Raw genomic sequence first — 13,746 nt, 5'->3', positions numbered from 1 at the left:
TAATGGGGCGATATCATGAATACGGCATCAGCAATCGTGGAAAGAGCAGCTGAAAAATCTGAAACTCAACTCGGCTTTTGGCAAGCGATTGTGAAGGATCATTATGGTGTAGAGGCTGAATTATCTTTATTGGATGGGGAATATGATCTGAATATTTCCATGAAAATTGGAGAGCGAAATTGGGCTGTTTTAAAGGTGATGCGTCCCGGATGTGATGCCGAATTTGTTGACATGCAATGTAAGGCAATTGCGCATGCATTAGGCAATGATGAAAAATTACCGCTACCAGAAATTTTAACGAATAAAGATGGCGCGCAGTTTTTCTCCACGAACGGTCCAAATGGTGACCAACAATTGGTATGGGCGATAACATGGTTAGATGGAAATCTTTACGGGAATGTAACGCCACATTTGTTACCTACACTTTATAATGTGGGGCAAAAAACAGGTGCGTTAGACAAAGCGCTTGCCGATTTTTCACATGAGTATCTTAGTCGTGAATTAAAGTGGGATTTGCAGCAAGCCGGTTGGATTAAAGATTATTATACCAATTTTAAGAATAAGCAGGATCAAGCTCAAATTCTGAGTATCACAACACAGTTTGAACAGTATCTTTTGCCACGTTTGAACAAATTACCAAAGGTCGCTATCCATAATGATTTAAATGATTACAATTTAATGATAAATCATGTGGGGCAGGGTGAATATAAAACCTCTGGCATGATTGATTTTGGTGATATGGTTCTAGCGCCACGTGTTTGCGAGTTGGCTATCGCTGGCGCTTATCTGGTTTTAGGTCAAAATAAGCCTGAACATGCTTTAGCCTCTTTTGTTGCAGGCTACCATGAAGCTTATAGTCTCAGTGAAGACGAAATTACACTGATTTATCCATTGTTATTGACGCGATTAGCGGTAAGCGTAACCAATTCAGCGATTATGAAGCAGGAACGTCCAGATGATCCATATGTGGTGATTTCTGAAAAACCTGCTTGGGATTTCTTGAGACTAGCCCGTCAAATTGATCCAAAATGGATAGAAGCTCATATACGTGTGGCATGTGGGTATTCTCCCTTAAAAGAAAGTCAAGCTATATCGGAATGGTTGGTAGCAAATAAAGATAAGTTTCATCCGATGATGAAATGCGATTTATCTAAAGCGGGAGTTATTGATCTTTCACCAAATGGTGCTGGTATTGCGGTGCCGCAAAATCCATTTGATCTAAAAGAAGGTGAAATTGAAAAGGCAATTCAGCAGCAAGTCGGAGATGTCGAAATTGTTATGGGGCGTTACGCCGAACCAAGATTGATTTATACAGAACCAGCCTTTCAGGATACCGATTATAGCGGATGTGATAAACGCACCGTTCATATGGGGGTGGATGTGATGGTGCCACCAGGAACGGAGCTTTTTGCCCCTTGTGATGCTGTGGTGGCGGACGTGGATATTAGATCTGATCACTTGGATTATGGTGGTGTTTTGCTTCTAAAGCACACAATTGACACAGGTGAAACTTTCTATGCGCTTTATGGGCACCTAGCCCATAATGTTAAAGAGTTAGTGAAGGTGGGAGATAAAGTTAAACCGGGCCAAAAAATTGCCGAAATCGGAGATGAAAGTGAAAACGGTGGATGGGCACCACATTTACATCTTCAGTTGGCTGTTACTGATTTTGGTAAAGGCTGCGACATTGATGGTGTTGTCAACGCGGATGATCTTGAAATCTGGAAAGGGTTTTTCCCAAATCCTGCTGCGATGTTAGGATTAGATGATGAGGTTCTTGCCGCAGATATCATAGATCGTGATGAGCTGATTGCGGGTCGTAAGGCCATGTATTCCCCAAACCTGAAGTTATCTTATAAGAAACCAATTCCCATGATCCGTGGTTGGAAGCATTTTCTATTTGATGAAGTAGGGCGCGTTTATCTAGATGCCTATAATAATGTACCTCATGTTGGCCACGCGCATCCACGTATTCAGAAAGTTGCCGCTGAACAACTTACAAAGATCAATACCAACACACGTTACTTACACCCAGAACAGGTTGCTTACGCAAAAAAACTGACCAGTTGGATGCCTGAAGAATTGGATTGTGTCTTCTTTTTAAATTCTGCCACCGAAGCTAACGAATTAGCGATGCGTATTTCTCAACAAATCACAGGCCAGAAAGACACGATTGTGATGGCAACAGGTTATCATGGGCATACGAATACCGCTTTGGCGTTGAGTGAGTATAAGTTTAATGGGCCAGGCGGTAAGGGACCTGAAGACTGGATTCATATTGTCCCCGTGGCAGATGTCTATCGCGGTGTTATTAGAGAGGATCATCCAGAGCCAGGACCTGCATATGCGAAATATGTGGAAGAAGCGGTACAAGCCATTGAGGCTAAAGGTAACAAAACCTGTGCTTATATTTGTGAAACTTTCCCAAGTGTGGGGGGGCAAATTGTTTTACCTGATGGATATCTTGATGCAGTCTATGAGGCCGTTCGTGCATCAGGTGGTATCTGTATTGCTGATGAAACTCAGACAGGTTTGGGGCGTATTGGTAGTCATAGATTTGGATTTGAAACTCAGAACGTCGTGCCCGATATGGTGGTATTAGGAAAACCGATTGGAAATGGTCATCCTCTAGGGGCGCTCGTCACTAAGCGGGAAATTGTTGAGAAATTCTCTAACGGGATGGAATTCTTCTCCACATTTGGCGGCTCAACCCTGTCTTGTGTAGTTGGGCATGAACTGTTGAAAATCATGGAAGATGAAAAGGTTCAGGAAAATTCTCTTGAAACAGGTAATTACTTGATTGAAGGCCTTAAGAAGCTTGGTGAGAAATATGAGCCAATCGGTGATGTTCGCGGTTCAGGTCTTTTCTTAGGGGTCGATTTGGTGACGTGTCGTGAAACACGTGAACCAGCAACGGATATGGCCAACTATGTTTCCAATCGTTTACAGCAAAAACGTATTCTTATCGGGACAGATGGCCCTCACGATAATGTATTGAAAATTCGTCCACCTTTGACATTTGGTAAAGAGGATGCGGATTATCTGCTGGCAGCTATGGATAAGATTTTCCAAGAAACAGCTTGCCAGTTATAATTAATTTTACATTTGTAAAATTAATATTGACGAGAATTCTTTTCTCCTCTAGTTGATTAATAGATCAATTGGAGGAGAAGCTTATGAGCGCGCCTATAAAGACTTATAAGAATGTAGATGCTTTCATCGTAGATAATCGCCCGAATATTCCTGTAAACTGCGTGTATCCGCATTTGGTGCGTCAGATGGCACGCGATTTTCTGGATGGATTTAATGGGACGCCTATGTATGCGGTTAAAGCCAATCCATCTCCATTAGTTTTGAAAGAATTATATGCTGCTGGCATCCGTCATTTTGATACCGCGTCTATGGATGAAATCAAGTTGATCAATAGCATGTTTCCAGATGCAACATGTTATTTTATGGCGCCGAGTAAGTTTGTTGGCGCAGCGAAGGAAGCTTATGAGAAATATGGTTTGCGTCATTTTGTAGCCGATCATCAAAGCGAAATTGATCGCTTGCTGAATGATACAGGGGATGACGCAAATATCTTCATTCGTTTAAAGGCACATTCAGAAGAAGCTGTTTATGAATTATCCTCTAAATTCGGTATGGCAAACGAGGATGCAGTGAAAGCCTTACAATATCTTGAGAGTAAAGGCCGTAAGGCGAATATCTCATTCCATGTCGGATCTCTATGTACACATCCAGATGCCTTTCCGCGTGCGGTGGCAAATGCTGCAGGAGTTGCGAAAGAAGCTGGAGTTAAATTAAATGCTTTAGATGTGGGGGGAGGCTTTCCATATAAATATCCTTCAATGGAAACACCGCCTTTAAAGGACTTTTTTGATGCTATTGATGAAGCTGTTAAAGCAGCAGATTTGCCAAAGGATTGCGAAATCCTATGTGAGCCCGGGCGAGCTTTATCAGCGAATGCACAAAGCTTATTGCTTCAGATCATTATGATCAAAGATGACCAGATTTACTTAAATGATGGAATTTACGGCAGTATGAGCGAGGTAGGCATGACGGACTTGGTGCGTTACCCATATCGTTTGGTGAGTTGTGATGGGCCGCGTGCCAATGAAACTAAAGGCTTTGGAACATATGGACCAACCTGCGACACCTTAGATGTTATGAATATGCATTTTGAGTTGCCAGTGGATGTGCAAGTGGGAGATTGGATCGAAATTGGTATACTTGGCGCCTATAGTAATGCGGTTGCTTCAAACTTTAATGGTTTTTCCGCAGATAATTGGATGGTGGTTGAAGATGATAACGCTTTTCCACCAACCTATTATCATGCGCCAGTGTAAAATTTTCTTCATAATTTAGAAGTCTGACCTGACTTATATAACTAAGGCTCTAAGATAACTTCGAGCCTTTTCTTTATCTTTCTGGATCAACTCTTGATTTATACTCTTCCGTGACCCTTGTGGCAGAGGCAACTTCAGGGAAGGCTTCTCCTTCCAACTCACAATTTTCTTTTTGATTGCTGACGATAGAGCGTAAAATACCATCTCTAATGTCGTAAATAACACCATGTACGGAAAGTTGTTGTCCGCGTTTCCATGCATCTCTGACAATTGTGGTGTTAACGATATTACGTGTTTGCTCTACCACATTGAGTTCACATAGAAGATCTGTTCTTTGGTCATCCGGACAAGCAAGTAGTGCATTCTTATAGAGCCGTTGGACGTCTTTGATATGTCTTAACCAGTTGTCAATCAGACCTTTATGTTCTGTACAAAGGGAGGTATGTACGCCACCACAACCATAATGGCCCGCCACCACGACGGATTTCACTTTTAAGACTTCAACAGCATATTGCAGTACAGATAAGCAATTAAGGTCACTATGTACAACGACATTTGCAATATTGCGGTGAACGAAAACTTCGCCCGGTGGTAGGCCTAAAATCTGGTTCGCAGGTACACGACTATCTGCGCATCCAATCCAAAGGAATTCTGGCGATTGTCCTTTACTGGATCTTTCAAAAAAGGTTGGATCCTCAGTATTAACTGTTTTAACCCAATCTTTATTCATATCCAGAATTTTATTGAGTGTCTCCATTACTATTCATCCCCATATGTTTGCGACCCTGAATTTTCTCAACCATAAAGATTGAGAAAGAATCTAGCAAGCAGCGGGAACTAGAATTTTAGAAACGTTCCCCACGTAGGACGGTGACTTCATTAATAACGATAATACCAATTTTGTCTTCGATGATAGGTGAAATTTCCTCAAGAAGTTCATCAAGTTTGTTATCATCAATCACAAGATAAACCACCCCCATACTTCCAGCTTCTGTTGGAAGCTTGTCCTTTCTCCAGGAGCCACTTTCGCCTGCTCCCGCAATTGCAGGAACTGCAGTATATCCGGATATATCAAACTGATCTAACAAGTCCAAGAAACGTCTTAGAAATGCCATATCTATGACAACCGTGACCTGTTTTTTCTGATATGTGTTCATATGTGTTGTCCTCAAAGCATGCTTGCTATCGTGATATATGTTGGGATGCCGATCGAAATATTGATTGGGAATGTTATCGCCAGTGATAAGGTTAAGTAAATAGATGGTTTTGCTTCAGGCAAGGCAATTCGCATGGCTGCGGGCACCGCAATATAGGAGGCACTGGCTGACAAAATGGAAATCAAGACAATGTCACCTGTTGAGAAGCCTAGAAGTTTTGCGGCTAAACCACCAACAAAGCCGCCAACAAACGGCATATACACGCCAAAGAAAATCAACGGGATTTTGAATTCGGATTTGATTTGGCGCAACTCACGACCAGCGATCAAGCCCATATCAAGTAAGAACAGACATAAAATACCTTTGAATGGTACATTTAAGAACCCTGCAATTTCCTGATAACCTTTTGGCCCTGTAATCATACCAATAAGGAATGATCCAAGAAGTAAAACGATTGAGGAGTTGAATATAATTTCACGGCCAATTGAGCTGTGCATGGAGTTTGCTTTGTCTTTATCGGATTTTCTATTTGCAAGGTAAAGTGCAGCTAGAATAGCAGGCGCTTCCATCGCAGCAGCAGCGGCAACCATATGACCGGAATAGGCAATGCCAAGTGTATCCAATGTAGTGATAGCGGCAACAAATGTGACAATAGAAATAGAACCGTAATGAGCCGCGACTGCCGCGCGATCTATCCGGGCCAACCCTGTGAAAGTGCGCAGGAAGCCGTAAGCGATAAAAGGAATGACGGCACTAAGTGTTATACCTAATAGAATGACCACTACTAAATCTGCACCAAGGCCATTTTCGACGGCTGCGACACCCCCCTTAAAACCGATTGCCATCATTAGATAAAGAGACATTATTTTTGCGATACTTTGTGGGATGGAGAGATCTGATCGCACAAGAGCAGCAAATAGGCCTAGAGCAAAAAATAGGATGGGGGGCGCTAACAAATTGTTAGTGATGATCGATAAATCCATTTCTTAAACCTTATTTAAACAAACTATTTAATCGCATCATCCTCACTCCGACTTTTTAAAACAAGTCAGATAAATGATATTCATTTGTATATGAGTTGATACATTTACTTATTTATAAAGCATTCAATACTTGTTGTTATTAAATTTGCGCACTATTTTGTCTAATCAAAAATAAAATTCAAGAGATTTGGATCAATATTATGCCAATTAAAGCGTCGATTATCCCCGTAACAGCTTTTCAACAAAATTGTAGTTTGATTTGGTGTGAAGAAACCAAGGATGCAGCGGTGGTTGATCCAGGTGGGGATTTAGCCTTGATTGAAAAGGCCGTGGAGGAGGCGGGTGTAAACCTTACACAAATTCTGTTGACCCATGGTCATATTGATCATGCAGGTGGCACAGCAGAACTAGCAGAGAAACGTGACTTGCCGATTATTGGGCCTCAAGAAGATGAAAAATTCTGGATTGATCAATTGGAAGACCAAGCCACCATGTTTAATTTCACACCGTCAAAGTCTTTTGAACCAACTCGTTGGTTAAATGATGATGATGAAGTGAAAGTTGGCAACGTAGCTTTGAAGGTGGTGCATTGCCCGGGCCATACACCAGGACACGTAGTCTTTATCAGCGAAGAAGATAAATTGGCGATTGTTGGTGATGTCTTGTTTCAAGGCTCTATCGGTCGCACAGATTTCCCAAAAGGTAATCATGAAGACTTGATCAACTCAATCACTCAGAAGCTTTGGCCTTTTGGTGATGATATTGTTTTTATTCCCGGCCATGGACAGTTATCAACCTTCGGAGATGAACGTAAAACAAACCCATTTGTAAGTGACCGCGCGCTGGCTGGCTAAGAAGATAGAGCTATAAACCAGCCTCTTTACGTAATTCCCATTTTTCATGATCTTCGCCGGCGGGAAGGATGTATTTTCCAAAGGCGAAATCTTGATCTTGTTCTAGCAAGTGGAAGTTAGGCGTTGGATCATTGTCTTCTTGTTGGAAGAAATTGTAGAGCGATAGCAAGGCAAGCTGATCCACGTACCAATTTGTGCCTGCCAGCTTGTCCCAAAGTAGTTTTTGCAAAAGAGAAGCGTACCGTTTTACGGCTTCGTTGTTGGTCCAATGGATAAAGGCCGCATGATGACGTAGCCACGGAATAAGGGTGCGCATGGCGAAATAGGAAATATCGCCTTTCTCTGTTTCTTGAACCAGTGTTTTAAAATCATGGATTTGGATAAGGTCCACATCCAACATGATGATATCAGCGTTTGTTTTAGCTAAAAGTTCAGGTAATACAAGGAAGCGTCCGCAAGCATAATAAGGGCTTGAAGCACGTTCCACCTGTCTTTCAATAGAATAGCTCAGATCTGTATCTGCAAGGGCATTCTCTTGTCCGTCTTCTGGATTAACAAGATGTAAATGGATCGGGGCTTTGCCTTCCACGGCTTTTAGAAAGTCCGGTCCAAATTTACGCCAATAAACACCATTGCAGGATGTGAAAATGATTTTCTTAGCATCAATCTTTGGTGCTTTTACCCAATCAATGAACCATTCACCAGTCTCGCGTGGGGCAGGCAAGGTGTTTTCCGCGTCAGAGACCTCTTTCAGACTATCCAACATTTGCAACATGCCGGGAATAAGCAGAAAATGCGGCAGTTCCTTAAACTGTTCCACATTATTCATTAGGCCAACTTCGGCGATTTGAAGCTCTTGAATGGCTTTGTCTACATTTCCAGCTTTTATAAGCATTGCCGCACTGAAGAAGCGCAATGCCGTAAGCGGTACAGTTGTGTCTTTAGTGTCTGTTGTGAACTTAACAATGTTATCATGTAGTTGCTGGTCTTCGTAAATATTATCGCGCCAAAAAGCTTTAAAGACAAGTTGCGGTGTGTCGTGAAATAGTTTTTCCCTTTGATCCATCAAAGTCGGCAACAGTGGGTGCAACTTTCCCTGAAAACCGGTTAGGAAAAGGTCTGCCCAGATATCTTGGTCATTTGGGGCTTGCATCGCAGTCTGTAATTTATCTTCAAATGTCATGGACATCATTCATGCTAATATTTCTATTGATATTCAGAGGCTAAATGATTCCAAAAGAACTTGCCAGTATCGTTAGAGCCTTAGTTGAAATGAAACTAAACAAACACGGTATTCTTTCTTGTGCATTGAGAGTACCTGTTCTAAAGTTTCAGTATGAGGAAAGTTATTCTATCTTTGTTGACAGGTATTGCTGCGATCTCGGTATCCTATACAGTTCACGCAGAAAAGACGCTGAAGGTTGCGGTTGGTGTCACAATTCCCCCATATGTAATTAGAGAAGAGAAACGGGGCATAGAATACGATATCTTAAAAGAAATTTTAGCTTCGCAAGGTTATAGGATGGAACCTGTCTTTGTGCCATTAAGTCGCACCTTGTATCTTTTGAGGAATAAGCGTGTGGATGGCATTATGTCCACTGGACAAATTGATTTGCCAGGATGTTATACAGATCATCATATTACCTATTGGAATTATGCGATTTCACTTTCTGAGAAAAATTACGATATTAAAAGTGTAAAAGATTTAACCGATAAACGTGTTGTTGCCTTTCAGAATGCGTCAGAATATTTGGGCTATAATTACAAAAAAATGACTGAGAAAAGTAAAGACTACCGAGAGATAGCGGACCAATCTGCGCAGGTCATGCAATTATTTAACAAGCGGGCGGACATAATTGTCGGGGACCGTTATATTTTTGAGTGGTATCGTAAATCAGATCAAGTTCAGGAAATGTCAGATGTGACGCAAAAAGTTACTTACCATGAAATTTTCGCTCCAAGTATGTTTGCTGCTGTTTTTCAAGACTATGAAATCTGTAATAAGTTTAATGATGGTTTGAAACAGCTAAAAGAAAGTGGACGCTATCAGGAGATTATTGAATCTTACGGCGTAATGAACACTCAACAACTGAATTGATTTTTCAAGATAGATGTAAAAAAAGAGGGGAGCCGAAGCTCCCTGAATTTATTTAGCATTATTATTTTTGGTGTGGAGATCTATGCGCGAATTTTCGCGTATTCCGGATCGTAGAGACATTGTTCTGTCACTACGCCTTTAACTTTTTCACCATGGATAGAGAATTCAACCTCTGTACCCATTTCCGCTAAATCAGTGCGGATATATCCATAAGAAATCAGATGACCTAGGATATGGCTATAACCAGAAGAAGCTGCCGCCCCGACAAGTTCACCATCTTTATGAATTGGTGCTTCTAGAGGTGCATCAAATGGACAATTATCCAATTTGAAGGTCACAAGACGTTTTTTCACGCCTTCTGCCGCTTCTTTTGCCAATGCTTCCTTACCAATGAAATCTACATCTTTATTGAGGCTCACAAAACGATCCAAAGAGGCCATCAATGGGGAGAATTCTTTGGTGATGTCCGCTTGCCACGAGAGATAACCTTTTTCAAGACGCATACTGTCCATAGCAAATGCACCAAAGTCTTTAAGGCCCATTGGTTCGCCAACTTGACAAATAAGTTCATAGACGCCGCCCAAGAATTCCATCGGTACATGAAGTTCCCAGCCAAGTTCACCGACGTATGAAACACGTAAAGCCAGCATTTTAGCCATGCCGATTTCGATTTCTTGATGAGACATCCATGGAAAATCTTCGTTGGAAAGGCTTGTTCGGGTTACTTGAGACAAAATATCGCGCGCTTTAGGTCCTGTAAGAACCAAAGTACCATAACGGGCTGTTTTGTTTTCAAGAGATAAACTGCCATCGTCTGGAAGATGCGCTTCCAACCAATCCTTGTCATGCCATTCAGCGCCACTTGCACCGATCAGAATATATTTTTCTTCTGCTAAACGAGTGATGGTGAATTCCGATACAATGCCGCCTTGTTTGTTTAACATATAAACCAGACGGACACGACCAACCTTTGGCAAGTTCCCGCAGGTCATCTTGTTAAGCCAGTTAGTTGCACCTTCACCTTCCAAGAAGAATTTAGAGAACCCACCCATGTCACAGATGCCTGCATTTTCACGAGTATTTTTCACTTCTGCTGCAACTGCATTATACCAGTTTTGCTCTTCTCGCTTGAAGCTTAATGCCTGCTTCATTTCTTCGCCTTCAGGCACAAACCATGCGGCACGTTCCCAACCATTTGCCGTTGTGAAATATGCGCGTTTGGCTTTCAACTTGTCGTAGACAGGTGTTGTTTTCGCGGGGCGTCCGGCTGGGCGGCTTTCACCTGGAAAACCAATCGCATATTCATGTTGATAAAGCTCAATCGCTTTTTTGATAACATAATGATGATTTGCATGATCTGTATAGCGGCGAGGATCAATTGACCACATATCCCATTCCGATTCACCTTCGACGATTTGTTCTGCCAAAATTTTACCGGCGCCACCGCCTTGGCACACACCAAAACTGAAGGAACAGGCATGGAATGCATTGCGAAGACCATGAACAGGACCGACATATGGATTGCCGTCAGGCGCGTAAGGGATTGGGCCATTAATTACATTTTTAACGCCAACAGTACCGAGAATAGGCACGCGGGCCATGGCTTGTTCAATATACCATTCCAAACGTTCCAGATCATCATCCCATAGCTGATACGCAAAGTTATCGGGCAAGCCATCTTGCCACATTGCGGTTGCTTTCCATTCATATGGACCGAGAATCAGGCCATCGCGTTCTTTGCGTAAATAATAACTGTCATCTGGATCGCGAAGAAGAGGGAGGTTATCACCATAATTCTCAAGTTCAGCAATGCCTTCAGTTACCAAATATTGGTGGGACATGGAAATGACAGGAATTTCAACTCCCATCATTTTAGCAACTTCACCGCCATAATAACCCGCTGCGTTTACTAAGATTTCACAAGTTATTACACCTTCTTTTGTGCTAACTTCCCATTCACCATTTGGTTGCTGTTTGATGGCATCAACCGGGTTGAAGCGATGAATTTCTGCACCGCCGTCACGGGCACCTTTCGCCAAGGCTTGTGTAACTTGTGACGGGTCTATATCGCCATCATATGGATCCCAGAGGCCGCCTTCCAAATTATGTAATTCCATGAAAGGGTGACGTTCTTTCATTTCATCAGGTGTCAGCATTTCATAATCAAGGCCATGGGAATTCGCCATTGCAACCACATGTTTAAATTCATCCATGCGATGACGGTTGTTCGCGGTCCGAATTGAACCAGTTACGTGATAATTGAATGGATAGTCCACTTCATCTGCCAAAGTGGAATAAAGTTTGGTCGAGTAAGGTTGCATCTTCATGATGTTTAGGTTGCCTGAATAGGTAGGCACATTACCCGCTGCATGCCATGTGGAACCGGATGTTAGTTCATCTTTTTCCACCATAACCACATCATTCCAGCCCATCTTTGTAAGGTGATAGAGAGTACTACACCCGACAACACCGCCGCCAATCACAACTACTCTTGCATGTGTTTTCATTTTTTTGTCTCCACTTATCACTTTATGCTTGTGGCTTCATATAATCCCGATCCAGTTTGATCGGCAACTCGGAACGGATTTTCTGATCAATCTCATCACTGACATGGTCAGGATAATGGGAGGATAAGATTTCTCTTACTTTCTTATGCGCACGTTCATCTATTGAGGTTGATCCTACCTCTGCCCATTCCTTAGGGCTTGTTCTATCTCCAACATCTGGATACGCATAGTCGGATTGCATGCGTTGGATTGTCTGATCATGGCCTAGATAATGTCCTGGTCCGCCGATGCAGACATCACGAATAGCTTCCAATGATAGACTATCTTCATCAACCTTAATGCCACGGACAGTCCGAAGAGCGGCACCGATAGAATCATTATCAACAACGAGACCTTCCAGACTTGCTCCCAATAGGCTGGCATGCATACCAGCGGATTCGTAAACCATATTCAGGCCAGAATTTGCAGCAAGTGTATGATTATATCCTTTTTCATATCCCGCTTGCGCATCCACAAGTTTGGAATCTGTGATGCCACCAGGTGCACCACCTGTTAGATCATAATATTGTGCCATTTGTGCGCAGCCTGCCGTCAGAAGTGCTTGTTCTCCTGAACCTCCGCTCATTGCGCCTGTACGCAAATCGGATACAAAGGGCCATGTGCCGAAGATTGCAGGCGCCCCCGGTTTAATAAGGTTCACATAGACTAAACCTGCGAGAACTTCTGCGACCGCTTGAACCAAGGAACCGGCCAAAGCAGCAGGGCTTGTCGCACCTGCTTGTCCTGCGGATAGTAGCAAGATCGGCATACCTGCGCGAACACCAACTTCCATTGTTGCACACGCATCTTCGGCAAACTTCATTGGTGGAACAACAAAGCAGCAAGACATACTTACGAATGGACGTTCACGCCATTTATCTTCTCCACCAGCTATTTCATGAAGCATTTTTAAAGAAGCTTCCAAATGTTCTGGCAAAACCCAGCTTGCACCTACATGTTTCTTTGTGCCCATAACGGATGCATATGTTGTATTCACATCCATTTCTAGAGCATCAGGTAAGTCACGGGGAACAACTGTTCGCTGGAAAAAATGAATATTATCCATTTGATCAACTATACGTGCCATGTTGTATAGATCTTTAAGGGTGGATTCGCGATAGTCGCGGGTTTCATGATCGACCATATGCACAGCAGCACCCGCAGTACCAAAATGTACTTTGCTTCCCCATGGCTCTAAGTCAAATTTTGGGTCTTGAGCATGGAGTGGAAATTTACGAGCACATTTGCTTAATGTGTCTTCCACCATGGATCGTGGGATCAGGATACGGCCCTCAGATGTTTCAGTTGCACCAGCATTTAGGAATAACTCACGGCATGACGGGATTGCATTTGACATGCCGATTGTTTCGAGCGCTTTAAGGGCTGCTTCGTTGATTTTGTCCATATCAGATTGTGAAAGTGGTTTGTAATTTCCACCTTCCAGTCCAGGTTTGATTGGACGAATATCTTCGGCTAAAGGTGCCTCACGGACTGCAACACGTGCTTTCCGACCACCGCGACGGGATTTGATGACTTCAGCTGTCATTCATTTCACTCCACTAAAACTACCGCATTTTGCGTTGTTATTTTATCCTTCCAAACTGTAGGCAAAATTGAATTTAATCTGCAACGACTTTTTCTTGCAAAGTTACGACATCAAAGGGCGTGTTTTTTAAAGTGATATTCCTTTGGCATAACTGAAGTTATGTGTAAACATTATTGCCAAATGGCATTTAATTTGTCTTTAATAAGTTATTAG

At 42.5% G+C, this 13,746-nt stretch carries 10 protein-coding genes; 4 read left to right on the top strand and 6 right to left on the bottom strand.

The annotated features are described in order from the left end of the window. The first annotated feature begins 15 nt into the window (after positions 1–15). Together E1160_RS03655 and E1160_RS03650 are read left to right on the top strand one after the other, a co-directional pair. Positions 16–3,093, top strand: a complete 3,078-nt coding sequence (locus E1160_RS03655; protein WP_155153643.1) for an aminotransferase class III-fold pyridoxal phosphate-dependent enzyme — start codon at positions 16–18, stop codon at positions 3,091–3,093. A gap of 83 nt (positions 3,094–3,176) precedes the next feature. Further along, on the top strand, positions 3,177–4,349 hold the full coding sequence (locus E1160_RS03650) for a type III PLP-dependent enzyme domain-containing protein (protein WP_155153642.1): 1,173 nt from the start codon (positions 3,177–3,179) through the stop codon (positions 4,347–4,349). Between the two features lie 73 nt (positions 4,350–4,422). On the opposite strand, the gene can is transcribed toward E1160_RS03650, so the two are convergent. The 3 genes from can to E1160_RS03635 all read right to left on the bottom strand — a co-directional run bounded on the left by can (position 4,423) and on the right by E1160_RS03635 (position 6,489). Beyond that, complete coding sequence (can, locus tag E1160_RS03645) at positions 4,423–5,106, bottom strand: carbonate dehydratase (protein WP_155153641.1); 684 nt, start codon at positions 5,104–5,106, stop codon at positions 4,423–4,425. Between the two features lie 88 nt (positions 5,107–5,194). Next, positions 5,195–5,506 (bottom strand): DUF190 domain-containing protein, encoded by a 312-nt coding sequence (locus tag E1160_RS03640; RefSeq protein WP_155153640.1) that lies wholly within the window; start codon positions 5,504–5,506, stop codon positions 5,195–5,197. Positions 5,507–5,517: 11 nt separating this feature from the next. Beyond that, a complete protein-coding gene (locus E1160_RS03635) occupies positions 5,518–6,489 on the bottom strand; it encodes a sodium-dependent bicarbonate transport family permease (RefSeq protein ID WP_155153639.1) in 972 nt (323 codons plus the stop codon). A 200-nt stretch (positions 6,490–6,689) separates the two neighbouring features. Here E1160_RS03635 and E1160_RS03630 point away from each other — a divergent pair, with 200 nt between their 5' ends. Next, positions 6,690–7,343: an MBL fold metallo-hydrolase gene (locus E1160_RS03630; protein ID WP_155153638.1), complete on the top strand. Its 654-nt coding sequence runs from the start codon at positions 6,690–6,692 to the stop codon at positions 7,341–7,343. A gap of 10 nt (positions 7,344–7,353) precedes the next feature. On the opposite strand, the gene E1160_RS03625 is transcribed toward E1160_RS03630, so the two are convergent. Beyond that, positions 7,354–8,526 carry a hypothetical protein gene (locus tag E1160_RS03625; RefSeq protein ID WP_155153637.1) on the bottom strand — a complete coding sequence of 391 codons (1,173 nt, stop codon included), beginning with the start codon at positions 8,524–8,526 and terminating at the stop codon, positions 7,354–7,356. 174 nt (positions 8,527–8,700) lie between these two features. Between E1160_RS03625 and E1160_RS03620 the strand changes: the two genes are divergently transcribed. After that, complete coding sequence (locus tag E1160_RS03620) at positions 8,701–9,441, top strand: substrate-binding periplasmic protein (protein ID WP_218048697.1); 741 nt, start codon at positions 8,701–8,703, stop codon at positions 9,439–9,441. Positions 9,442–9,521: 80 nt separating this feature from the next. Here E1160_RS03620 and E1160_RS03615 read toward each other — a convergent pair whose 3' ends face one another. After that, positions 9,522–11,948: a GcvT family protein gene (locus tag E1160_RS03615; RefSeq protein WP_155153635.1), complete on the bottom strand. Its 2,427-nt coding sequence runs from the start codon at positions 11,946–11,948 to the stop codon at positions 9,522–9,524. 22 nt (positions 11,949–11,970) lie between these two features. After that, on the bottom strand, positions 11,971–13,533 hold the full coding sequence (locus E1160_RS03610) for a trimethylamine methyltransferase family protein (protein WP_155153634.1): 1,563 nt from the start codon (positions 13,531–13,533) through the stop codon (positions 11,971–11,973). Positions 13,534–13,746 lie beyond the last annotated feature (213 nt).

Origin of the sequence: Curvivirga aplysinae, from assembly GCF_009711445.1 — a bacterium.
In the GTDB taxonomy this organism is placed as follows: domain Bacteria; phylum Pseudomonadota; class Alphaproteobacteria; order UBA8366; family Aestuariispiraceae; genus Curvivirga; species Curvivirga aplysinae.
Note: the sequence above shows the minus strand (reverse complement) of the source record. Positions and strands in the feature narration are given on the sequence as shown.

What these genes read in the sequence shown, in the direction of transcription:
- E1160_RS03655 (WP_155153643.1), top strand. Translation starts at nt 16, where the DNA reads ATGAATACGGCATCAGCAATCGTGGAAAGAGCAGCTGAAAAATCTGAA.
- E1160_RS03650 (WP_155153642.1), top strand. Translation starts at nt 3,177, where the DNA reads ATGAGCGCGCCTATAAAGACTTATAAGAATGTAGATGCTTTCATCGTA.
- can (WP_155153641.1), bottom strand. Translation starts at nt 5,106, where the DNA reads ATGGAGACACTCAATAAAATTCTGGATATGAATAAAGATTGGGTTAAA.
- E1160_RS03640 (WP_155153640.1), bottom strand. Translation starts at nt 5,506, where the DNA reads ATGAACACATATCAGAAAAAACAGGTCACGGTTGTCATAGATATGGCA.
- E1160_RS03635 (WP_155153639.1), bottom strand. Translation starts at nt 6,489, where the DNA reads ATGGATTTATCGATCATCACTAACAATTTGTTAGCGCCCCCCATCCTA.
- E1160_RS03630 (WP_155153638.1), top strand. Translation starts at nt 6,690, where the DNA reads ATGCCAATTAAAGCGTCGATTATCCCCGTAACAGCTTTTCAACAAAAT.
- E1160_RS03625 (WP_155153637.1), bottom strand. Translation starts at nt 8,526, where the DNA reads ATGACATTTGAAGATAAATTACAGACTGCGATGCAAGCCCCAAATGAC.
- E1160_RS03615 (WP_155153635.1), bottom strand. Translation starts at nt 11,948, where the DNA reads ATGAAAACACATGCAAGAGTAGTTGTGATTGGCGGCGGTGTTGTCGGG.
- E1160_RS03610 (WP_155153634.1), bottom strand. Translation starts at nt 13,533, where the DNA reads ATGACAGCTGAAGTCATCAAATCCCGTCGCGGTGGTCGGAAAGCACGT.